Raw genomic sequence first — 21,874 nt, forward strand, 5'->3', positions numbered from 1 at the left:
ACGAATGAAGAATTCTTTGCAAAGCAACTGGGCGATTTATCGCCGTTTGCTGGGATATTTGGGCCGTTACTGGAAGGTCTTCCTGATCTCGCTGGTGTCGATGACGGTGGCGGCCTTGACCGAGCCGGCCTTCGCCCGCCTGATGAAGCCCTTGATCGACAACGGCTTTGTCAACCGCGATCCGCATGCGATCGCCTGGGTGCCCTTGGCCATCATCGGCGTGTTCGCGGTGCGCGGCGTCACCAGCTTCATCAATGAATACACTTCCAGCTGGTTGACTGGACACCTGGTGCAGACGCTGCGCGAACAGATGTTCGCCAAGATGCTGCGTCTGCCAGTGCAGTACTACGCCGACAATCAGTCGGGAAGACTGGTGTCGCGGATCTCCTACGACGTCAACCAGGTGACTGAGGCCGGCTTCAGCGTGATTACGGTCACGGTCAAGGACGGTGTCACCGCGATCAGTCTGCTGGCTTGGCTGTTGTATATCGACTGGCAGCTGACTCTGATCTGTCTGCTGGTGTTGCCGGTGGTGTCTTTCTGCATGCGAATAGTGGGCAAGCGGCTGCGCAATCTATCACGCGAGAACCAGCAGAATATGGCCTTGTTGACCCAGGTGTTGGGCGAGGGCATCAATTGTCAACGCGTGATCAAGGTCTATGGCGGCGAGGCGCGCGAGAGCGAGCGTTTTCGCCAAGCGGCGGCGGCGATCCGCCGCAACGCGGTCAAGCAGAGCGCGGCGACATCCGCCAACACCGGCGTCACTCAGCTGATGATCGCTTGCGCTTTGGCCGCCATCCTGTATTTCGCCACGCTGCGCGCCCAGGACGGGGCTTTCACCGCAGGCGATTTCATGTCCTTTTTGACGGCGATGATGTTGCTGTTCGCGCCGGTCAAGCGCATTACCGGCATTGCCCAGGCCATGCAGCGGGGCTTGGCGGCGGCGGAGTCGGTCTTCGATTTTCTCGACTTGCCGGAAGAGCCCGATCACGGCAGAACCGCCTTGCCGCGCACCCGCGGAAAATTGCAGCTATCGGGAGTGAGTTTCGGCTATCCGGCGGCGGAGCGGCAGGTGCTGAGGGATATTAATTTGCAGGCTCAGCCTGGCGAGACCATAGCCTTGGTGGGTTCGTCCGGCAGCGGAAAAACCACCTTGGTCAGCCTGATACCGCGATTTTACGATCCGGACGGCGGCGAGATTCGTTTGGATGATGTTCGCTTGCAGGATATGCCCCTGAGCGATCTGCGCCGGCACATCGCCATGGTCAGTCAGGACGTGGTGCTGTTCAACGACAGCGTGGCGGCCAATATCGCCTACGGTGAAGCGTCGCACAGCCGCGAAGCGGTGGTGGAGGCGGCGCGCGCGGCCAATGCGCTGGAGTTCATTGAGGCGATGCCGGACGGTTTTGACACTCTGATTGGTGAAAACGGTGTGCGTCTGTCCGGTGGGCAGCGCCAGCGCTTGGCGATTGCCCGCGCCTTGTTGAAGAACGCGCCCTTGTTGATTCTGGACGAGGCGACCTCGGCTCTGGACACCCAGTCGGAGAGGTTGGTGCAGAGCGCGCTGGAAAACCTGATGAAGAATCGTACTACCATCGTGATCGCCCATCGTCTGTCGACGATAGAAAACGCCGATCGCATCGTGGTGATGCATCAGGGAGAGATTGCCGAAGAAGGCTCGCACGCGCAGTTGCTCGCGCGAGGAGGGCTCTACGCCAAGCTGCATAGCCTGCAGTTCAAGGACGAGGACGCCGCAGCGGAATGAGCGCGGGCGCGGAGATGAAATCAAGCCGGCCAGGGCGGAGGCCATGGCCGGCTTGATTGCATCGAGGACTCGGAACGTGTTTACGATCTCGCGAGCTAAGCCGAAAACGGCTGAGAAAGCGGAATGATCATACGGTACATGAGCATTTCGAGGACGTTTTCAACGCCGTATCGTCGACGCGCAGCAGATTGTAAGCCGTTCTCAGAGCTTGATTTCGAACAGCGGGTCCTGCGGCGCTAAGCGGCGGCCGTTCTCCTGAATGGTGTGCCAAACCGGCTGGCCTTGCACTTGCGACTGAACGTCGCGCGCCAGCAGGCAGTAGGCCTCGCGATTGCATTCGCTGGAGTAGGCTCGCAACAAAGTGACCTTGGCCGGCAGATCGTCCGGATTGTCGCGCAGCGAATCCTTCAGCACCCGCACCGCGTCGCGGGTACGGCCATAGGCGAGGAAAACTTCCGCCTCGCCCACCGGATCGATGCCGCGCTGACACGGCTTGGTGTAACGTACTTTCTTCCATAAGAATTGCAGGGCGTAATATCCCGCCATCAGTCCAAAACTGGCGGCAAACGCGCTCAACGCTACCATGTGGCTTCTCCCCTTCCGCTTTGCAACGACTTGGCCTCGCCGGCGGTTCCCCGATATTGTGCGCTCTGGCTTCAAGCTTTATGCGGGGCTGACCAGCCGGCCTTCTCCATCTCCGGTAGATTCATTATTCTGATGAAGCGGCGCTAGCGGCAATCCGTAGAAATCCTTATCGGATCTGTACCGATGCCGTTTGAACGCTAACTATTGCTGTTCAGTATTTTCTCGAGTATTGCAGAGGGCAGGCCGGCCTGAATAGTGGCTTGGCCCAGTTGTTGCAATAGCACAAATCGGATGGTGCCGGCTTCCACCTTCTTGTCGTGGCTCATCAGCTCCAGCCAGCGCGCCAGCGGCATCCGCGGGCTCTTGACCGGCAGGCCGGCGGCGGCCACCAGGCCGCGCACGCGTTCAACGTCTGCGGAGGACAGCCAGCCCAATTCGGCGGAGGCGGCGGCGGCCAGCACCATGCCGGCGCCGATGGCTTCGCCGTGCAGCCAGACGCCGTAGCCCAGGCCAGCTTCGATGGCGTGGCCGAAGGTGTGGCCCAGATTGAGCAGGGCGCGCACGCCTTGCTCCTTTTCATCCTGGCCCACGATGTCCGCCTTCATCTCGCAGCTTCGCTTGACCGCGTGCTGCAGCGCGTCGGGGTCGCGCGCGCGCAGGCGCGGCATGTTCTCTTCCAGCCAGCCTAGGAAGGCGGCGTCGCCCAGCAGACCGTACTTGATCACTTCGGCGAGGCCGGCGGACAACTCGCGCTCCGGCAGCGTGTCCAGCAGCGACATGTCGGCGATCACCGCCTTGGGCTGGTAGAACGCGCCTATCATGTTCTTGCCTTGCGGATGGTTGATCGCGGTCTTGCCGCCGACCGAGGAGTCGACCTGCGCCAGCAAGGTGGTGGGGATCTGGATAAAGGGCGCGCCGCGTTGATAGCAGGCGGCGGCAAAGCCGGTCATGTCGCCGACGACGCCGCCGCCCAGCGCGATCAAGGTGGTCTTGCGTTCGGCGTTGCGCGACAGCAGCGCGTCGAAAATCAGGTTCAGCGTGTTCCAGTCCTTATGCTGCTCGCCATCCGGCAAGACAACGCTGAAGGAATCGATCCGGTGCCGGGCCAGCGCTTGTTGCAGCCGGGCCAGATACAGCGGCGCCACGGTCTCGTTGCTGACGATGGCGACCTTGGGCAAGGGCAGATGGGGAAGCAGCAACTCGACCTGTTCCAGCAAGTCCCGGCCAATGTGAATCGGGTAACGGGTGTCGGGCAGGATCAGGTCGAGAGTAATCACAATCAGCTTCCTTGTTCGGGGCGGTGTTTGGGGGGGAGGGCGGAGAGCTGCTCCATCAGATGGGCAACCAGCAGGCTGACATTCTGCTGCGTGGTGTCGACGACGATGTCGGCAACTTCGCGGTACAAGGGGTCGCGTTCCTGAAACAGGCTTTCCAGCTTGCCCCTGGGGTTGGCGATCTGCAGCAATGGGCGGTTTTTGTCGTGCAGGGTGCGGGCCAGCAAATCGTCTATGGTGGCGCGCAGATAGATCACGGTGCCGTGAGCGGCCAGGCAGGCGCGGTTTTGCGGACGGATGATGGCGCCGCCGCCGGTGGCCAGCACGATGTTGTCCAGGCGGGCGAGGTCGGCGATGACCGAGGTTTCCCGGTCGCGGAAGCGCAGTTCGCCTTCGATGTCGAAGATGGTCGCGACGCGTACGCCGGTTCTGGCCTCGATCTCGTGGTCAGAGTCGTAAAAGGTTTTGTCGGTGCGCCGCGCCAAAGCTCGGCCTACCGTGGTCTTGCCCGCGCCCATCAAGCCGACCAGAAAAAAATTGCCTGCCGGTTTCTCCATGGCAGGCATTGTAGCCGAGCTTGGCCGCGCTGTCTTTCGGCGTTGCATCAGCGCCTGGGGCGCTGCCGGGGCCGGGGTTTTACTGATTATTGCTGCTCAGGTCCTCCACCACGCGCGGTGTGATGAAGACCAGCAATTCAGTGCGGTTGTCGTACTTCTGCGAGCTTCGGAACAGGGCGCCCAGGAAGGGAATGTCGCCGAGCAGCGGCACTTTGTTGACGATGTCGCTGATTTGCTGCTGGTAGATGCCGCCTATCACCACCGTGCCGCCGTTCTCCACCAGCACCTGGGTGTTGACCTTCTTGGTGTCCAGTGCCGGAGTGCCTCCCACGGTCAGCGTAGGGCTGACGCTGTCCTTGTTGACCTTGATGTCCAGCATCACGTGGTTGTCCGGCGTGATCTGCGGCTTGACGTTCAGGCTGAGCACCGCCTTTTTGAACGAGGTGGAGGTGGCGCCGCTGGACGAGGCTTCCTGATAGGGAATCTCGGTGCCCTGTTCGATGGTGGCTTCCTGCCGGTCCGCGGTCATGATGCGTGGACTGGAGATCACCCGTCCCTTGTTCTCGGTCTGCAGCGCCTGCAACTCCAGGCCGATGATGGCGGACTTGCCCACGCTATAGAGTGCGGTCAGCGAGCCTGCCGGGTTGGTGATTGGCAGATTGACGCCGGGGGAAATGACATAGGGTGTTTGCGCAGCGCCGCCCACGATGCCCAGGCGGCCATTGGCGTTGGTGATGGCGTTGGTCAAGCCGCCGCCGGAAATGATGCCGGTGCTGCCGACGCGGTCGAAAGATAGCTTGACGCCCAGATTGCGGCTCCAGTTGTCGGTGGCCTCGACGATGCGCGCTTCGATCAGCACCTGTTTCACTGGCACATCGGTCTTGCCTATGATGTCGCGGATCTTGTCAATGGTGCTGCCTGTATCGTTGATGATCAGCGTATTTGTCTTAGGATCGATCAGCGCGCTGCCGCGCTCGGTCAGAATGCTTTCCTTCTTGCCGGTGGTGTTCGTGCCGTCCAGCACCTTTTTGAAATCCTCCGCCGAGCGGTAGCGCAGCACGAAGGTTTCCGAGCGCACCGGCTCCAGCGTGGCCAGTTGCTGCCTGGCCTCCTGCACCTGCTTGTCGCGCGCCAGCAACTCCTCGCGCGGCGCAATCTGAATGATGTTGCCGGCGCGGCGCTGGTCCAGGCCCTTGGTTTGCAGGATGAGGTCCAGCGCCTGGTCCCAGGGTACGTCTTTCAGTCGCAGCGTGATGTTGCCGTTGACCGAGTCGCTGGTGACGATGTTGAGGCCGGTGAATTCGGCGATCACCTGCAAGACGGTGCGCACTTCGATGTTCTGGAAGTTTAGAGACAGCTTGTCGCCTTTGTACTGCGGTTTCTGGTTGGCGTCGGCGCTGGCCGCGGATTCCGGCGCCGGCCGGCGAATTTCGACGACCAACTGGCCGTCGGTCTGGTAGGAGGAGAAATCCCAGTCGCCTTGCGGCTGGATCTGGATGCGGCTGTTGCCGCCCTGATTGCGGGCGTCGATCTTGGACACCGGGGTGCCGAAGTCGGACACATCCAGGCGTCGCTGATTCTGCCTGTCCAGTTGAGTGCCCAGTACGTCCACCAGCAATTGTTTGCCTTCGCGACGGATATCGACCGGGGTATTGGCGGACGGCAGCTTGATCTCCACCCGGCCTTCGCCGTTCTTGCCGCGGCGGAAGTCCAGCGCCAGCGGCTGAGCGCTGGCGATCTGGGCCTGGCTTGGGCGCGCGGCGGTTTGCTGGCTTGCCGCGGGGCGCTCCACCGGCGTGGCGGCTTGAGCGGCGTTGCCCAGGTTCGGGTTCAGCGTGACCCGCAGCGTGTTGCCGGCCACGCTGCTGCTGTACAGCGCGTTGCGGCTTAGGCTCAGCACCAGCCGGGAACGGCCGTTGGCCTCCACCGCCACCGCGGATTTTACCAGCGGGCCGCCGAAGTCTTGCTGCGGCTTGGCCATCTTGACGCTGGCGCCCGCGAAGTCGAAGGCAATGCGCGGAGGGTTGGCGATGGCGAAGCTGTTGGGCTGGACGGCGGGGCCGTCAAAGCTGACTTGCAGCACCTGTTGGTCGCCGTCGCCGTTGGCGAGCTGGATCGCGGTGATCGCCGGGCCGGCGTCGGCGAAACTGAACAGCAGGGACAGGCCCAGCCCGGACAACAGTTTGATGGAGTGCTTGCTCATTTGTTTTGCCCTTGTTCGTCCAGGTACATGCTGGTGTTGCGCTGCACCCATTCTCCGTTCAAATCTTCCACGGTCTCGGTCAACTGGATGTCCGTGTCGCCGACTTTCTTGATCTGGCCGAAATTGGGCCCGACGAAATTACCGGCCTGAACACGGTAAATCGCGCCTTCCGGCGTGCGTACCAGGCCGTAGTTGGCGCCGCCGCGGCGGATGACGCCGACAATCTTCAACTTGTCCAGATCGTAGTTTTCCAGCGCTTCGCGCGGCCGCTTCATGTCTGGCGCGTTCGCCAGGTTCTGGTTCTTGGCCGCGGCGAGTTTCTGCGAATTGAAGGGGTCTAGCAGGTCGAAGGCCTGGTAGGCGAACGGCTGGTAGGGCTGGGCCTGGGGCAGCGGCTCAATCTGGCCGCGCAGGCCCTGGGTGCTGGTTTGCATCCACTGGCGCAGATCATCGGTGTCGCTGCTGCCGCAGGCGGCGAGCAACAAGGGCAGTAAGCAAGCGAGAGTTCTTGTCATGGGGTTTGCGGCTCACTTGTTGGCGGGGGCCGGCTGCGCGGCCCGCTCCTCGGGCTCCAGCGCGCGGAAGGTTTTGGCGGTGGCGTCCATGGTCAGGCGCGCGCCCTTGGCGTCCGGCGTCAGGCTGATGTCGACGATGGTGACGATGCGGGACAGCTGCGCCACATCGCTGACGAAGGCGGCCAAGTCGTTATAGCTGCCGGTCAGGCGAATGGTGATCGGCACTTCCGCCATCTCGGCTGTCTTGATTTCCGGATTGGGCCGGAACAGCTCGAACTGTAGCCCGCGGCCGATGCCGGCTTGGTTGATCTCGGTCAGCAGCGTGTCCATATTGGATTTGGTCGGTAGCTGCTTGAGCAGGGCGCCGAAGGAGGCATCGATCTCCTTCAACTGCTGTTGCAGCGCGTCCAGGTTGACCGCCTGGCGTTTCTTGTCGACGTAAGTCTGCTTGAGCTGCTCTTCCTGTTGCTTGGCGCCGTTGAGGCGGTCCAGTTCATCGCTGAGCACGAAGAAATAACCGAGGCCGACGAAGCAGGCGACCAACAGCGCCAGCGCGATAACCTGGCCCTGCAGCGGCCAATTGGTGATGTCCTTGGGGTCCAGCGTGCGCAATTCGTCCAGCGTCATGGTTTGGCTCCGGGGGCGGTGGGCTGGCCGGTTTTGGGCGGGGCGGCTTCGCGCAGACTGCAGTTCAGGGTGAATTCGTTGGCGCGCTGGCCGTTGACGCTGGCGGCCTTCACTTCGACCAGCACCGGCACGTCAAAAACATTGGATTGCGCCAGGCTGCGCATATAGTTGGAAACCCGAGCGCCGGACAGCGCGTAGCCGGACAGCGTGAATTGGTTGCCGGCCTGCTTGAAGTTTTTCAGATAGACGCCGTCCGGGGTCTGGCGCACCAGTTGGTCGAAAACGTGCACGCCCTCGTTGCGGCCCTGCTCCAGCCGTTCCACCAGTTGCTTGCGGGACAGCAGGTCGTCGCGTTGCTTTTTCAAGGTGCCGATATTCTTGATCTGGCTGTCCAGCTTGGAGATTTCGCCTTGCAGGAAGTCGTTGCGCTGTTGTTGATGGGACAGGCGGCCGCCGATGATCAGATAGCTGAGCACCACCAAGGTCAGCGAGGCAACCAGCGTGAGTCCCAACATCACCTGAAAGCGCAGCCGATGCGCCGCTTTTTTCTGTTCGCGGTGCGGGAGGAGGTTGATGCGTATCATCAGTCGAACCTCCGCATGGCCAAGCCACAGGCCACCAGCAGCGCCGGCGCGTCCATCAGCAGTTCCTTCAGACGGATATGGCTGGATTGCACCATGGTGCTGAACGGGTTGGCGATCATGGTGCTGATCTGGGTGCGGCCGGCCACCGCGTCGTCCAGGCCCGGCAGCATGCTGCAGCCGCCGGCCAGCAGGATGTAGTCGACGCGCAGGTATTGCGACACGCTGACCGTGGTGTAGAAGAACTGGAGCGCGCGCTGTATCTCCTGGGCCAGAGAATCGACGAAGGGATGCATCAGTTCGGATTCATAGCCGTCCGGCAGGCTCATCCCGCGTTTGCCGCTTTCCGCTTCTTCGTAGCTGATGCCGTAGCGGCGCTGGATGTCGCGCGTCAATTGCTGGCCGCCGAACACCTGTTCGCGGTAATAAACTTGTTGGTTGTTGCGGATAACGTTGCAGTGGATGCGGGTGGCGCCGATGTCGAACAGGGCGAAGGTCTGGTTCATGCCTTGTTCCGGCAACTGCTGCTCGACCTGTTCGAAAGCCGTCATCATGGCGAAAGATTCAACGTCCACTACCTGAGCGCGCAGGCCGGCCATTTCCACCACCGCCACGCGCTCTTCCACTTTTTCCTTGCGGGCGGCGCAAAGCAGCACTTCCAGATCGTCGATGCTGGACGGCGCCGGCCCCAGCACCTGATGGTCCAGGTTCACCTCTTCCAGCGGGAAGGGAATGCTCTGGTTGGCTTCGGATTCGATCAATTCCGCCAAGTTGTCGGTCTGGCTGACCGGTACCAGCAGCTTCTTATAAATAGCCATCGCCGTGGGAATCGCGATGGCGACGTGGCGGGTGGGGCTGCCCAGCCGCTTCCAGGCGCGGCGCAGGGTTTCCGCTATGCCTTCGATGTCCACCAGGTTGCCGTCGCTGATCGCGTCTTTGGGCAAGATTTCAATCACATAGCGCTCAACCTGGCAATTTTTACCCGAGCGGGATAGCTCCACCAGTTTGATGGCGGTGCTGCTGATATCCAGTCCCAACATTGGAACATTTTTGGCCTTCCCCAATCCAAGTTGTTCTAGCCAGGGCGGGGCGGATTTGAGTTTGTCGATAAGCATCAGGTGCCTCGATTGGTCCTATGCGACAGTTTTTTGGCCTGTCGCTGCCATTGTTTGTCTTGCGTGCTTTCACAAGACGTTATAATCCGGTTTCCAGTGAAAGCCCATTGTAAATATGCTAAGACGAATCCTCGCAATACTTGCAGGTCTGTTTCTAGGTGGAGCCGTATTGGTTGCTGGCGCAGGCGCCATTGCAATCATCATAACCTACCCGCGCTTGCCGAGTCTTGATGTACTGACGGACTATCGTCCGAAAATTCCCCTTCGCGTATATTCCGCCGACAATCAACTGATAGGCGAATTCGGCGAAGAACGTCGTTCTTTCTCCCGCATCCACGAAGTGCCGCAGCTGATGAAGCAGGCGGTGATGGCGGCAGAGGACGAGCGTTTCTACCAGCACAGCGGCGTCGATTACGTCGGCGTGGTGCGCGCGGCAGTGGGCAATCTGGTGTCCGGACACGCCCGTTCTGGCGCCAGCACCATCACCATGCAGGTGGCCAAGAATTTCTTTCTGTCCAGCGAGAAAACCTTTACCCGCAAGTTCAACGAAGCGCTGCTGGCCTTCAAAATCGAACACACGCTGACCAAGGACCAGATCCTGGAGCTGTACTTCAACCAGATCTATCTGGGGCAGCGCGCCTACGGCTTCTCCGCCGCGGCTCAGGCTTATTACGGCAAGCCGCTGGCGGACTTGTCCGTGGCGGAAATGGCGATGCTGGCCGGCCTGCCCAAGGCGCCGTCCGCCTACAACCCCATCGTCAATCCTGACCGAGCCCGTCTGCGCCAGCAATACGTGCTGCGCCGGATGCGCGAGCTCAACTTCATCACGCAGGAGCAATACGACGCCGCCTTGGCGGAGCCGATGAAGCTGGCCAGCCAGAGCGCGGACAGCAGCAGCCAGCCGGCGCAGTATGTGGCGGAAATGGTGCGCCAGGCGATGTATGAGCGCTATCGCGAATCGGCGTACACCGAAGGCTTCAAGGTCTACACCACGCTGGACAGCCGCCATCAGAAATGGGCGTACGATGCCTTGCGCGCCGGTCTGGTGGATTACGACCGCAAAATGGGCTATCGCGGCCCCGAGAGCACGGTGGAACTGTCCGGCGCCGAAGGCGAGCAGCAGACCGAGGCGCTGGACGACGCCATCAGCGAGCTGCGCGACAGCGGCGACATGTTGCCGGCCATCGTCTTGTCCGCCAGCCCGGCGGAAGTGCGCGCTTATATGCGCGGCGGCAAGGTGGCGGTGATCAAGGGCAACGGCCTGGACTTCGCCCGCCGCGCTCTGGGCGGCAAGGTGAGCGCCGCGCAACAGATCCGCCGTGGTTCGGTAATCCGCATCCGCGCGCATGAAAAAGGCTATTGGGAAATCGTGCAGATGCCGGAAGTGGAGGGCGCTTTCGTGTCCATGGATACCCGCACCGGCGCGATCCGCTCGCTGGTGGGCGGTTTCGACTTCAACCGCCGCAGCTTCAACCATGTGACTCAGGCCTGGCGTCAGCCTGGCTCCACCTTCAAGCCCTTCATCTACTCCGCCGGCATCGAGCGCGGCCTGACGCCGTCTACGATGATCAACGACGCGCCGCTGTCGGTGGTGGGTGCGGACGGCCAGCGCTGGGAACCCAAGAACGACAACGGCAAATTCGCCGGCATGATCACCATGCGCAGCGGCCTGACCCAGTCCAAAAACCTGGTGTCCGTGCGGGTGCTGATGGCCACCGGCACCGATTACGCCCAGCAGTACATCCAGCGTTTCGGCTTCGCCGCCAAGCAGCATCCGGCCTACCTGACCATGGCGCTGGGCGCCGGCGCGGTGACGCCGCTGCAAATGGTGGAGGGCTACTCGGTGTTCGCCAACGGCGGCTACCGCAGCAAGGGCTATTTCATCGACCGCATCGAAGACCAGTCCGGCCGCGTGTTGGCCAAGACCGTGCCTACCGTCGCAGGCCAGAACGCGCCGCAGGCGATAGACCCGCGCAACGCCTTCATCATGAGCTCCATGCTCAAGGATGTGGTGCGCTACGGTACCGGCTACCGCGCGATGAGCCTGGGTCGCACCGATCTGGCCGGCAAGACCGGCACCACCTCGGATTGGAAGGACGCCTGGTTCGTCGGCTACAACCCCAATCTGGTGGCCGCCGCCTGGGTGGGCTTCGATCAGCCGCGCTCGCTGGGCCGTTATGGCTACGGCGGCACCGCGGCGTTGCCGGTGTGGATCAACTACATGGCCAACGCGCTCAAGGGCCAGCCGGAAGTGGACATGCCGGTACCGGAAGGCATCGTGGTCAAGGCGGGCGCCGGCCAGCGCGGCGGCGACGAGTACTACTACGAAGAATTCCAGAAGACCAATCCGGAACTGAAGGTGGACAACCACGGCGCGGTGCCGGGCTCGGGCGGCGACGCCAGCGGCGGCGCCAGCGAGACGCCGGACAAGCCGGCCGCTCAGGATGCGGTGGAGAACGTCAAAGACCAGTTGTTCTAAGATCGTAAACAGGTTCTAAAAACGTTTTCCATTCAATGCTGCATAGCCCCGCCTTCCGGCGGGGCTTTTTTCTTGGCGCTCGCTCAGATCACGCCTTGCGCCAGCATCGCCGCGGCCACCTTGCCGAAGGCCGCCACATTGGCGCCGCGGGCGTAGTCGACCGCGCCGTCCGGCTGACTTCCATGCCGCACGCAGGCCTCATGAATCTCCTCCATGATCCTGCGCAGCCGGGCGTCCACTTCCTGAGCGCTCCAGGGCAGGTGGGTGGCGTTCTGGCTCATTTCCAGGCCGGACACCGCCACGCCGCCGGCGTTGGACGCCTTGCCGGGCGCGTACAGCGCGCCGGCCCGCTGAAAGCGCTGCGCCGCTTGGGCGGAGCAGGGCATATTGGCCCCTTCCGCTACGCAGAAGCAGCCATTGGCCAACAAGGCTTCCGCGTCGTCGGCGTCCAGCTCGTTTTGCGTGGCGCAGGGCAGCGCGATATCGCAGCGCAAACGCCACGGCCGCTGCCCAAGGAGAAAGTCCAGGCCATGGTGGGCGGCGAAAGCGGCCAGCCGGCCGCGGCGCTGGTGCTTGTGTTCAACCAAGGCCGCCAGCAAGTCCGGGCTGAGGCCGTCCGGCAGGCTGAGCGTGCCTTCCGAATCCGACAGGCTGATCACCCGGACGCCCAGCGCCAGCAGCTTTTCCGCCGCGTACAGCGCGACGTTGCCTGAGCCGGACAAGGTCGCGCGTTGGCCGGCCAGCGTTTGTCCGCGCGTGGCCAGCATGCGTTCGACGAAATACGCCAGGCCGTAGCCGGTGGCCTCCGGCCGCATCAGGCTGCCGCCGTAGCTCGGCCCTTTGCCGGTGAACACGCCGGAAAACTGATTGCTCAAGCGCTTGTGCTGTCCGAACAGATAGCCGATCTCGCGCGCGCCGACGCCAATGTCGCCGGCCGGGACATCGGTTTCCGCGCCGATGTGGCGGAACAGCTCGCTGGCGAAAGCCTGGCAAAAACGCATCACCTCGCCCTCGCTTTTGCCCTTGGGGTCGAAGTCAGCGCCGCCTTTGGCGCCGCCCAGCGGCAGGCCGGTCAAGGCGTTCTTGAAGGTTTGTTCGAAAGCCAGGAATTTCAGCGTGCCCAGCGTCACCGAGGGGTGGAAGCGCAGGCCGCCCTTGTACGGGCCCAGCGCGCTGTTCATCTGCACCCGGTAGCCGCGGTTGACCTGGACGCGGCCGTGATCGTCCACCCAGGACACGCGGAACAGGATGACGCGCTCCGGTTCCAGCAGCCGTTCCAGCAGGCCGTGGTCGAAGAGGTGCGGATGGCTGCGGAGGAAATCGTCCAGGCCGTGCAGCACTTCCGCCGCCGCCTGGTGGAATTCGGTCTGTTCCGGGTCGCGCAGGCGGACCCGATCCAATAAAGTTTGAAGAGCATGATGCATGGACAAGACCTTTGGTCTGGCGGGCCGCGCAGGCGTCGGCGGCCCTGTGTTGTCATGGGTCGTGTAAAAGAGCGGTCCGCAGCGCCGAAGCTTGATATGAGTTGTGAGCGAGGTGTCCGGCGAAGCGGTGGTATGTTTGCCTGGCCGCGGGTGGCGGGCGAGCTTGCCGCGGAGCGGCGGGGGCGAGCGGGTCCGATCGGACGCGGGGCCGGGAGCCGCGTCGCTCGGGGTGGCCGGGCGGCGCGGAAAACCTCAGTGTAACCGATATCCCCGTTGCTCTCCGCCCGGCCTGGTCGTCATGACGGGCCGCTTTCCAACGGTATATTTCCCCCAAGGTGCAAACTTGGAGCTTGGGGGTGGTCTATCTCTCTTTCCAAACCATTCGGAGGAGTAGGCCCCATGCTGCAGAATTACTTTCCCATCCTGTTATTCATCGTTGTCGGACTGCTGGTGGGCGTGGTGCCGCTGCTGATGGGCAAGTTGTTGGGGCCTAATCGGCCGGATCCGGAAAAACTGTCGCCGTATGAATGCGGCTTCGAGGCTTTCGAAGACGCGCGCATGCGCTTCGACGTCCGCTACTACCTGGTGGCCATCTTGTTCATCCTGTTCGATCTGGAAGTCGCCTTCATGATCCCCTGGGCGGTGACGTTGAAGGAGCTGGGCGGTTTTGGCCTGGGCGCGATGGCGGTGTTCCTGGGCGTGCTGGTCGTCGGCTTCATCTATGAATGGAAGAAGGGCGCTTTGCAGTGGGACTGACGATAGGCTGAGCCATCGCCCTCACCCGCGCCCGCTTTGCCGGCGCGGGTTTGTTTTTGGGGCGCGGCTCCGGAACCTGTTCAACGCCGTATCGGCGAAGCGCGGCAGACTTTGAACAGGCTCTCAGGCCAAGGCGCGCCGGCCGGCGAGATAGCGACGCAACAAGGCCGCCGCCAGCCCGGCCCAGTAAAGTCCCAGTCCCAGCGCGGCGGCGAACAGCGGCAGGCGATAGCCGCTGAGGATCCAGGCCAGGCCGCAGCCGACCCAGACGCCGTGCAGGCTCAGCAGCCGGCGGTGGGAGGCCTCGCCCAGCAATTCATGCGTGGCCGGCAATTGCCGCCTGGGCAGGCCGCGCTGCTTCAGGTCCAGCCAGGCGAGGAAGGGCAGGATCTTGCCCTGCATGGCGAGCACCGCGCCCAGGCCGAAGCCGCCCAGCCAGAGCCAGCCGGCCAGCATGGGCGGCGATTCCGACAGCGGCAGCAGGCGCGCGGCGAGCGCGCAGGGCGCGACCGCCGTCATCCAGATCAGGCAGGCTTGCCAGCCGCGGCGCAAAGGGTCGGCGCGGCGCTGGCTGCGCCTCAAGGCGTTCAACTGCCGCAGGCCCTGCCACAGTACGAATAAGCCCAGCGCGGCCAGCAGGCTGGCGACGGCGGCGGGCGCCCCCCAGATCAGCGCGGCGCTGCTCAGACACAGCAGGCCGAACAACAGCGTTTCCCGCGGCAGCCGCCCCGTCGCCGGCGGCGGCGTGACCAGAAACATCGGGATCACCGTGCGCGCCACCGACAGCACCAGCAGCCACAGCCAGCCCAGCGCCGCCCACAGCACGTGATTGTCCAGCAAGGGGCCCAAGGGCAGCGCGATGCGGCCGCCCAGCAGCAACACCAGGGCTGCGCCAAGACAGGCGGCGACGGCCAGGGCGCACAGCGCCAGCCGCAGGCCCCGGCTGCCGGCGTCCCGCGCCGGGCTGCGCAGCAAGCCGCGCAGGCCGAACAGCGCCGGCGTCAGCAAGGCCGGCGTCAGTAGCGCGGCGCCCGTCTGCAGCCACAGCGGCGACAGACCCAGTTGGAAACCGGCCACCAGAAGCGCGCAGCCGGCCTGCAAGGGCAGAAAACAAGCCAGTAGCAGCCGGCGCGGATGCGGAATCGGCACCCCGGCCGTGACCGCCAGCAACTGCCACAAGGATCCCAGCATCGCATTGCCCAGCACGCCCAGCGCCAGCGCGTGGGTCAGCGCCAGCACCTCGGGCAGAAAGCGCGAGGGCGCGCCGTCAGGAAGCGCCGCCAACAAGGCCGCCGTCGCCAGCAGCCAGCAGGGCGCGGCCAGCATATGGGCCAGCGGCAGCCATAGCGGCGGCGCCTGCTGGTAGTCTAGCCAGGCCTGGCTCATAGCCGGCTCAGAGCCTGTTCAAAGTCTGCTGCGCTTCGGCGATACGGCGTTAAAAACGCTTTCAGAATGCTCATGTACCACCTGTACATTCCGCTTCTTCAACCGTTTTCGCCTTGTCTCGCTCTTGCTCGCGAGACTTTGAACCGGCACTAAGAATCAGCACGACGCCGCCGTCTCCCGACAGTTCAAAGCGATACAGCAGGCCGGCTTTTTCCAGCATGGGCAGCAGCGGGGTGGGATGATGGGGCAGCACCCAGGCGAGGCTGTCGCCGGGCCGCATCTGTTCGGCGGCGTCCAGGATGATCTCCATCGGCTTGGGCGGCGCCAGGTGGCGCAGGTCTTGCGGGGTCATGGCTGCGCGCCTTCCGCAATCAACTCCGCCATCTCCGGCAGCGCTTGCGCGCACATGGGGTAGAGCACGTTTTCTTCCTTCATATTGTGTTGCTGCATCAGGATGAGCAGGGTGTCGTTCAGGCCCAGGAAAGCTTGCAGATGCTGCGCGGCCAGCGCCTCGTCCATGTCCTCCAGCAAATCCCGCATGTCCTGATGCTCCATGCGCATGATGCGGGTCGGCCCCATGCTGCTGCCGCTGGCGGCTTCGAAAGCCGGGAACAGCGCGTCTTCTTCAACGGCGAAATGCGCTTCCATCTCCCGGCGGAAAGCCTGGAAATGGCTCAGGGCCAAGGCCCAGTCCTGCGCGCGGGCCGCGATTTCGCAATCGGCGAAGCGCGCGTCGCAGGCGCGGTGTTGCTCAACAAGGGTGTCGATGGCGCTCATGGCGTGTACTCGTGGGATGGAGCGCGCAGTATGGCCGCTGCGGCGGGGGCGGCTGAATGACCGGGATCAAGGAATCCCAAACCCTGGCCCAGCCCCGCGCGCAGCGCCGCCAGTTCCTGATGCAAGCGCACCACCCCGCCTATGATCAACAGCGCCGGCGCGCGCAGCCGGTATTGCTCCGCCAGCCGGCCCAGCTCGGACAAGCGGCCGCAGACGCAGCGCTCGCCCGGCATACAGGCCTGCTCGACAATGGCCACCGGCGTATCCGGCGCGCGGCCATGGCTTAGCAGCCGCTCCGCGATGACGGCGGCCTCGCCCAAGCCCATATAGACCACCACGGTTTCGTCCGGCCCGCTGTCCGCGGTCCAGGCCAGCGCCGACGCGCCTTCGCGGCGATGGCCGGTGACGAAGCGACAGCCCTGGGCGTAGTCGCGATGGGTCAGCGGCAGCGCCAGGCTGGCCGCCGCGCCCAGCGCCGCGCTGACGCCGGGCACCGCCTCGCAGCGGATGCCGGCCGCCAACAGCGCACGCATCTCCTCGCCGCCGCGGCCGAACATGAAGGGATCGCCGCCCTTCAGTCGCGCCACGCGCAGGCCCTGGCGCGCCAGCGCGATCATCAACTGGTTGATTTCGGCCTGCGGCAAGGTGTGGCGGCTGGCGCGTTTGCCGACGCAGACGCGCCGGGCCGAGGGCGGCGCCAATTGCAGGATCTCGGCGTCTATCAGGTGGTCGTACAGCACCGCGTCGGCCTGGGCCAGGCGCTGCGCGGCGCGCACGGTGAGCAGATCGGCGCTGCCCGGGCCGGCCCCCAGCAGCGCGACGCTGCCGGGCGGAAAGGGCGGGGCGGCAGCGGCGTCCAGTCCGGCGCGGGGAAGAGGGGTGACAGGGCGGATCATGGTGGCCTCCTTGCGGTTGGCGATGGCGGATGGCGCCAGTGTAGGAAGCCGGAGGGCCGGAAATCGTTGATTCGAATCAATGCTCCCGGGATGCCCGAATCCGTACAGTTCGGCCCGAGTACCGCGCTGGCGGTGCAAGCATTCGAGGAGGACATGATGAGCGCGAGCTTCACCAAATCGACCGCCCGCAATATTTTTTACGGCGGCTCGGTTTTCTTTTTCCTGTTGTTTCTGGGGCTGACCCTGGACACCACCTTGGCCCTGCCCAGCCATAACGCCAAGGCCCAGCTCACCGAACAAGCGGTGCGCGGCAAGAAAATCTGGGAGACGCGCAGTTGCGGCGGCTGCCACACCTTGCTGGGCGAGGGCGCTTACTTCGGGCCGGAGCTGGGCAACGTCTACGTGCGCCGCGGCCCGGAATTCATCAAGGGCTGGATGCAGGCGATGCCGACCAATGCGCCGGGCCGCCGCCAGATGCCGCAGTTCCATCTGAACCCGGCCGAGCTGGACGACCTGGTGGCCTTCCTGAAGTACGCGTCGCAGATCAACACCAATAACTGGCCGCCCAATATCGAGGGCTGATCCCGTCCCATCCCTTCATCTTTGGAGAACACAATGAGCAACGCTACCGTGGCCACGCCGCCGCGCGGCGCGACCGCAGCTGTCGCGCAGGTGCGCTACCGCTCGCAGGCCGTGGCCAAACCCTATTTCATCGCCGCCATCGGCCTGTTTATTGGTCAGATCGTGTTTGGTCTGATCATCGGCCTGCAATACGTGATCGGCGATTTCCTGTTTCCCGCCGTGCCCTTCGGCACCGCCCGCATGGTGCACACCAACCTGCTGATCGTCTGGCTGCTGTTCGGCTTCATGGGCGCCGGCTATTACCTGATCCCGGAGGAGAGCGAGCGCGAACTGCACAGCCCGCGGCTGGCCATCATCACCTTCTGGGTGTTCCTGGTGGCCGGCGCGCTGACCATACTCGGCTACCTGGGCCTGCCCTACCATGAGCTGGCCCGGCTCACCGGCAACGATCTGCTACCCACCATGGGCCGCGGCTATCTGGAACAGCCGCTGATCACCAAGGTGGGCATCGTGTTGGTGGCGCTGTCCTTCCTCTACAACCTGTCCATGACCCTGTTGGCCGGCCGCAAGACCAGCATCAGCATCGTGATGATGCTGGGCCTGTGGGGCCTGGCCGTGTTCTTCTTGTTCTCCTTCGTCAATCCCAACAACCTGGTGCTGGACAAGTACTACTGGTGGTGGGTGGTGCACCTGTGGGTGGAAGGCGTGTGGGAACTGATCATGGGCGCGATGCTGGCCTTCGTCCTGGTGAAAGTGACCGGGGTGGACCGCGAGGTGATCGAAAAATGGCTGTACCTGATCATCGCCATGACCCTGATCACCGGCATCATCGGCACCGGCCACCATTATTTCTGGATAGGCGTGCCGGCTTACTGGCAGCTGTGGGGCTCCATTTTCTCCGCGCTGGAGCCGGTGCCCTTCTTCATGATGACCCTGTTCGCCTTCAATATGGTCAAACGCCGCCGCCGCGAACACCCCAACCAGGCCGCCACCTTGTGGGCGCTGGGCACCGGGGTGATGTCCTTCCTCGGCGCCGGGGTGTGGGGCTTCATCGGCACGCTGTCGGTGGTCAACTACTACACCCACGGCACCCAGGTGACCGCCTCCCACGGCCACATGGCCTTCTACGGCGCTTACGTGATGGTGGTGCTGACCATGATTTCCTACACCATGCCGCTGCTGCGCGGCCGCGAGGCCAATTGCGCGCAGGCGCAGAAGGTGGAAAAAACCGCGTTCTGGGTGATGACCCTGTCCATCGTGGCCATCACCTTGTGCCTGACCGCCGCCGGCGCGGTCCAGGTGTGGTTGCAGCGGATGTCCGCCACGCCGCTGTCCTTCATGGAAACGCAGGAACGGATCATGCCCATCTACTGGGGGCGCTGGGTGTTCGGCATCAGCTTCTTCTGCGGGCTGGTGTTGTACGTGATCAGCTTCTTCGTTACCGGCAAGCGCGAGGATTGAGGGTAGTTTTGAGTGTGCTCATGATCTGAATCCGCTGCGCGGATAATGATTTTGATTGCCGGGGCTGCCCGGCGAGCAGGAAGGGGAATTTGCGCGGCCAAATTCCCCTTCACCCCAAAGGCCGCCCTGCAAGCCTGGCCTGCGGCTTCCTGCCGGTTCCCGTCAGGCCCGAGGCGCGGCTGAACTCGCACCGCGCTAACGTCGCGGTGCTCGAACAAGCCGCCGCTTAAGACCTCGGGCCTGCCACCCGTCGGCAGGCTTGAAGGGAGTTGGAGCGCGTCGAGCACGCGGCTTCCTCGCACCTTGCAAGCGGCACCCCTGGAACCCTAGGAAATCGGATAGAGCAAGATGGAGGCCCTTATGGGATTAAGCGCGCCGCCGGAGCGCCGCGTGCCGGGTGATCTGGCGATGTGGTGTTTCATCCTGGCCGAGCTGGCGGTGTTCGGCGTGTTCTTCCTGGCCTACGCCTGGGCCCGCCGGCAACAGCCGGCGCTGTTCGCGGCAGGGCAGGGCGAACTGGAGCTGGGCCTGCCCACGCTCAACACCCTGTTGCTGCTGGCCGGCAGCGCCGCCATGCTGGCCGCGCTCAGCGCCTTTTCCGCCGACCGGCAACGCGCCGGACGGCGCTGGCTGGCGCTGACCTTGCTGGCCGGCGGCGGCTTTCTCGGTTTGAAAGGCTATGAGCTGGTGGGCAAGGCCTTGCAAGGGATTACTATGTCCAGCAACGACTTCTGGATGTTCTACCTGTCGCTGACGGTGTTTCATTTCCTGCACGTGGTGTTGGGCATGGTGATTGTGGCGGCGGTGTGGCGGCTGGCCCGCGACGGTCGTTACAAGCCGGGATCGATGGACGAGGTGGAAACCGCCGCCGCCTACTGGCATATGGTGGATCTGGTGTGGTTGCTGTTGTTCGCCCTGGTGTATGTGGCGCGTTAGGGAGCTTATGATGTTCCGGGTTTTGAATCCGCTGCGCGGATGATGATTTAGGGCCGGTTCCGCCCGGCAAACGGAAAGGGAGATTTGCGCGGCCAAATCTCCCTTTACCCTAAAGGCCGCCCTGCAAGCCTGGCCTGCGGCTTCCCGCCGGGTCCCGTCAGGCCCGAGGCGCGGCTGAACTCGCACCGCGCTAACGTCGCGCTGCTCGAACAAGCAGCCGCTTAAGACCTCGGGCCTGCCACCCGACGGCAGGCTTGAAGGGACCAGGGGAGCGTCGGATACATGCTGTTCTTCGCACTGACGTAAGCTAAAAACGCGGAGGATAGACCCGCTTCTTGGCGACAAGCGCAAAGCCTTATTTCGCATCAAGGCGGCCATCGCGCCGCATCGGCATCATGCCCTCATGACTTATCCCACCCCCCATGCGCAAACCGGCCTGTGGCTGCTGCTGTCCGGGCTGACCCTGCTGGCGGCCTGGCTGGCCGAAGGCGGCCGGCTGCCGTATCTGGCGCTGATCGCGCTGGGCCTGGCCTGGCTCAAGGGCGTGTTGCTGGTGGAGCGCTATATGGGCTTGCGCGACGCGCCGCGCTGGCTGCGCGCGCTGGTGCAGGGCTGGCTGGCGCTAGTGTCGGCAGCGCTGCTGCTCAGCTTTATCTGAAGGAACGCCGATGAACGCGCCTGAACTCCTGACTATCCCCGTCCCCTTCTATCAGCCGCAAGGCGCCGAGTGCGAGCTGTTCGAAGCCGCCTGGCGTCAGCAACTGCCGGTGCTGATCAAGGGGCCCACCGGTTGCGGCAAGACCCGCTTCGTCGCCCATATGGCGGCGCGGCTCGGCCTGCCGTTGATCACCGTCTCCTGCCACGATGACCTGAGCGCCGCCGACCTGGTGGGCCGCCACCTGATCGCCGACGGCGCCACCGTCTGGTGCGACGGCCCGCTGACCCGCGCGGTGCGGATAGGCGGCATCTGCTACCTGGACGAAGTGGTGGAAGCGCGCAAAGACACCACCGTGGTGCTGCACCCGCTGACCGATGACCGCCGCATCCTGCCGGTGGAACGCACCGGGGAAGTGCTGCAAGCGCCGCCGGGCTTCATGCTGGTGGTGTCCTACAACCCCGGCTACCAACACGTGCTGAAAACGCTGAAGCCCAGCACCCGCCAGCGTTTTGTCGCCATGAGCTTCGATTTTCCGCCGCCGGAAGTGGAAATCGGCGTGCTGATGCTGGAAAGCGAGATAGGCGAAGCGCTGGCGCGCCAACTGGTGACGCTGGCCGGCCAGCTGCGGCGCTTGTCCGGCTACGACCTGGAAGAAGCCGCCAGCACGCGGCTGCTGGTGTACGCCGCCAAACTGATCCAGGCCGGCCTGCCGCCCTGGCAAGCCTGCCGCACCGCGCTGGCGGAACCGCTGAGCGACGACGCCGACACCGTGGCGGCGCTGCTGGCGGTGATCCAGACCCAATTCCCCGGCTGAACGGCATGGAAGACATTGTCGGCGGCTGGTGGGACAAACTGGCGCGGCGCGTGGCGCGGCGCGGCTTTCCGGAATACGCGGCGGAGCTGGCGCAGGTGACGGCGCAAGCGCCGCTGTTCTTCCGCGCCATGGGCGGCGACCCGGCGCTGGCGCTGCGCACCACCGTGGGCACCGAACACGGCGCGCGCCGCGGTTGGCTGCAACGGCTGGCCGGCACCGGCGCGCGGATGGAGCTGGCCTGGCGGGACAGCCAGGCGCTCTATCTGCCGGAACGCATCGATTGTTTTCCCAGCGCGGCCCTCAACCGCGACTGTTACTTCTGGCTGCTGGCCCAGGCCGCCTACGCGGCCGATAGCGACGGAGACTGGCTGAGCCGCAACCGCCTGGCCGCGGCGCGCGCCTTGGCGGACATGCCCGGCCTGGCCGCCGTTTACCGCCGGCTGGCGGCGGCCGCGCTGGCGCAGCGGCCGAACCCCGCCGGCC

21 protein-coding genes and 1 pseudogene are annotated in these 21,874 nt (G+C 64.1%); 9 read left to right on the top strand and 13 right to left on the bottom strand.

The genetic code is table 11. The annotated features are described in order from the left end of the window. Positions 1–4: 4 nt before the first annotated feature. Positions 5–1,765 carry a lipid A export permease/ATP-binding protein MsbA gene (gene msbA / locus B0T39_RS18005; protein ID WP_081549007.1) on the top strand — a complete coding sequence of 587 codons (1,761 nt, stop codon included), beginning with the start codon at positions 5–7 and terminating at the stop codon, positions 1,763–1,765. Positions 1,766–1,966: 201 nt separating this feature from the next. On the opposite strand, the gene B0T39_RS18010 is transcribed toward msbA, so the two are convergent. From B0T39_RS18010 to B0T39_RS18045, 8 genes are all read right to left on the bottom strand, one after another. Then, positions 1,967–2,350: a type IV pilus assembly protein FimV gene (locus B0T39_RS18010; RefSeq protein WP_254894591.1), complete on the bottom strand. Its 384-nt coding sequence runs from the start codon at positions 2,348–2,350 to the stop codon at positions 1,967–1,969. Positions 2,351–2,547: 197 nt separating this feature from the next. Then, entirely contained in the window at positions 2,548–3,627 is a 1,080-nt protein-coding gene (aroB, locus tag B0T39_RS18015) for a 3-dehydroquinate synthase (RefSeq protein WP_081549009.1), read from the bottom strand. A gap of 2 nt (positions 3,628–3,629) precedes the next feature. Continuing rightward, complete coding sequence (gene aroK, locus B0T39_RS18020; RefSeq protein WP_081549011.1) at positions 3,630–4,190, bottom strand: shikimate kinase AroK; 561 nt, start codon at positions 4,188–4,190, stop codon at positions 3,630–3,632. Between the two features lie 70 nt (positions 4,191–4,260). After that, positions 4,261–6,384 (bottom strand): type IV pilus secretin PilQ, encoded by a 2,124-nt coding sequence (pilQ, locus tag B0T39_RS18025; RefSeq protein WP_081549013.1) that lies wholly within the window; start codon positions 6,382–6,384, stop codon positions 4,261–4,263. Continuing rightward, the gene (locus tag B0T39_RS18030) at positions 6,381–6,899 is read right to left on the bottom strand and encodes a pilus assembly protein PilP (RefSeq protein ID WP_081549015.1); all 519 of its coding nucleotides are present in this window, start codon (positions 6,897–6,899) and stop codon (positions 6,381–6,383) included. The genes pilQ and B0T39_RS18030 overlap by 4 nt, the downstream gene beginning before the upstream one ends. Positions 6,900–6,911: 12 nt before the next feature. Then, complete coding sequence (locus tag B0T39_RS18035; RefSeq protein ID WP_081549017.1) at positions 6,912–7,526, bottom strand: type 4a pilus biogenesis protein PilO; 615 nt, start codon at positions 7,524–7,526, stop codon at positions 6,912–6,914. Continuing rightward, positions 7,523–8,110 (bottom strand): PilN domain-containing protein, encoded by a 588-nt coding sequence (locus B0T39_RS18040; protein ID WP_081549019.1) that lies wholly within the window; start codon positions 8,108–8,110, stop codon positions 7,523–7,525. The genes B0T39_RS18035 and B0T39_RS18040 overlap by 4 nt, the downstream gene beginning before the upstream one ends. Further along, positions 8,110–9,147, bottom strand: coding sequence for a pilus assembly protein PilM (locus B0T39_RS18045; protein ID WP_240937353.1), 1,038 nt, complete (start codon positions 9,145–9,147; stop codon positions 8,110–8,112). Before B0T39_RS18045 ends, B0T39_RS18040 begins: the two co-directional genes overlap by 1 nt. A gap of 190 nt (positions 9,148–9,337) precedes the next feature. On the opposite strand from B0T39_RS18045, the gene B0T39_RS18050 reads away from it, so the two are divergent. Next, on the top strand, positions 9,338–11,701 hold the full coding sequence (locus B0T39_RS18050) for a penicillin-binding protein 1A (RefSeq protein ID WP_081549023.1): 2,364 nt from the start codon (positions 9,338–9,340) through the stop codon (positions 11,699–11,701). Positions 11,702–11,784: 83 nt separating this feature from the next. On the opposite strand, the gene gdhA is transcribed toward B0T39_RS18050, so the two are convergent. Beyond that, positions 11,785–13,125 carry an NADP-specific glutamate dehydrogenase gene (gdhA, locus tag B0T39_RS18055; protein WP_081549025.1) on the bottom strand — a complete coding sequence of 447 codons (1,341 nt, stop codon included), beginning with the start codon at positions 13,123–13,125 and terminating at the stop codon, positions 11,785–11,787. 399 nt (positions 13,126–13,524) lie between these two features. On the opposite strand from gdhA, the gene B0T39_RS18060 reads away from it, so the two are divergent. Then, complete coding sequence (locus B0T39_RS18060) at positions 13,525–13,881, top strand: NADH-quinone oxidoreductase subunit A (protein ID WP_019103334.1); 357 nt, start codon at positions 13,525–13,527, stop codon at positions 13,879–13,881. A gap of 123 nt (positions 13,882–14,004) precedes the next feature. On the opposite strand, the gene B0T39_RS18065 is transcribed toward B0T39_RS18060, so the two are convergent. The 4 genes from B0T39_RS18065 to cobA all read right to left on the bottom strand — a co-directional run bounded on the left by B0T39_RS18065 (position 14,005) and on the right by cobA (position 16,940). Next, the gene (locus B0T39_RS18065) at positions 14,005–15,267 is read right to left on the bottom strand and encodes a hypothetical protein (protein WP_081549028.1); all 1,263 of its coding nucleotides are present in this window, start codon (positions 15,265–15,267) and stop codon (positions 14,005–14,007) included. Positions 15,268–15,337: 70 nt separating this feature from the next. Continuing rightward, positions 15,338–15,619 (bottom strand): DUF2249 domain-containing protein, encoded by a 282-nt coding sequence (locus B0T39_RS18070; RefSeq protein ID WP_081549030.1) that lies wholly within the window; start codon positions 15,617–15,619, stop codon positions 15,338–15,340. Beyond that, positions 15,616–16,044, bottom strand: coding sequence for a hemerythrin domain-containing protein (locus B0T39_RS18075; RefSeq protein WP_081549032.1), 429 nt, complete (start codon positions 16,042–16,044; stop codon positions 15,616–15,618). Before B0T39_RS18075 ends, B0T39_RS18070 begins: the two co-directional genes overlap by 4 nt. Then, complete coding sequence (cobA, locus tag B0T39_RS18080) at positions 16,041–16,940, bottom strand: uroporphyrinogen-III C-methyltransferase (RefSeq protein WP_081549034.1); 900 nt, start codon at positions 16,938–16,940, stop codon at positions 16,041–16,043. The genes B0T39_RS18075 and cobA overlap by 4 nt, the downstream gene beginning before the upstream one ends. A 90-nt stretch (positions 16,941–17,030) precedes the next feature. Here cobA and B0T39_RS18085 point away from each other — a divergent pair, with 90 nt between their 5' ends. The 6 genes and pseudogenes from B0T39_RS18085 to B0T39_RS18110 all read left to right on the top strand — a co-directional run. Beyond that, entirely contained in the window at positions 17,031–17,522 is a 492-nt protein-coding gene (locus tag B0T39_RS18085; protein ID WP_277345094.1) for a c-type cytochrome, read from the top strand. A gap of 33 nt (positions 17,523–17,555) precedes the next feature. Beyond that, positions 17,556–18,983 (top strand): cbb3-type cytochrome c oxidase subunit I, encoded by a 1,428-nt coding sequence (locus B0T39_RS18090; RefSeq protein ID WP_048409438.1) that lies wholly within the window; start codon positions 17,556–17,558, stop codon positions 18,981–18,983. Positions 18,984–19,343: 360 nt separating this feature from the next. After that, positions 19,344–19,919, top strand: a complete 576-nt coding sequence (locus B0T39_RS18095) for a cytochrome c oxidase subunit 3 (protein WP_254894593.1) — start codon at positions 19,344–19,346, stop codon at positions 19,917–19,919. 403 nt (positions 19,920–20,322) lie between these two features. After that, the gene (locus B0T39_RS18100) at positions 20,323–20,577 is read left to right on the top strand and encodes a cytochrome C oxidase subunit IV family protein (RefSeq protein ID WP_081549038.1); all 255 of its coding nucleotides are present in this window, start codon (positions 20,323–20,325) and stop codon (positions 20,575–20,577) included. 10 nt (positions 20,578–20,587) lie between these two features. Continuing rightward, complete coding sequence (locus B0T39_RS18105) at positions 20,588–21,391, top strand: CbbQ/NirQ/NorQ/GpvN family protein (RefSeq protein WP_081549040.1); 804 nt, start codon at positions 20,588–20,590, stop codon at positions 21,389–21,391. Between the two features lie 5 nt (positions 21,392–21,396). Next, positions 21,397–21,874: pseudogene (locus tag B0T39_RS18110) on the top strand (nitric oxide reductase); the annotation flags it as partial.

The sequence above is a fragment of the Chromobacterium haemolyticum genome, assembly GCF_002081825.1.
GTDB lineage: Bacteria > Pseudomonadota > Gammaproteobacteria > Burkholderiales > Chromobacteriaceae > Chromobacterium > Chromobacterium fluminis.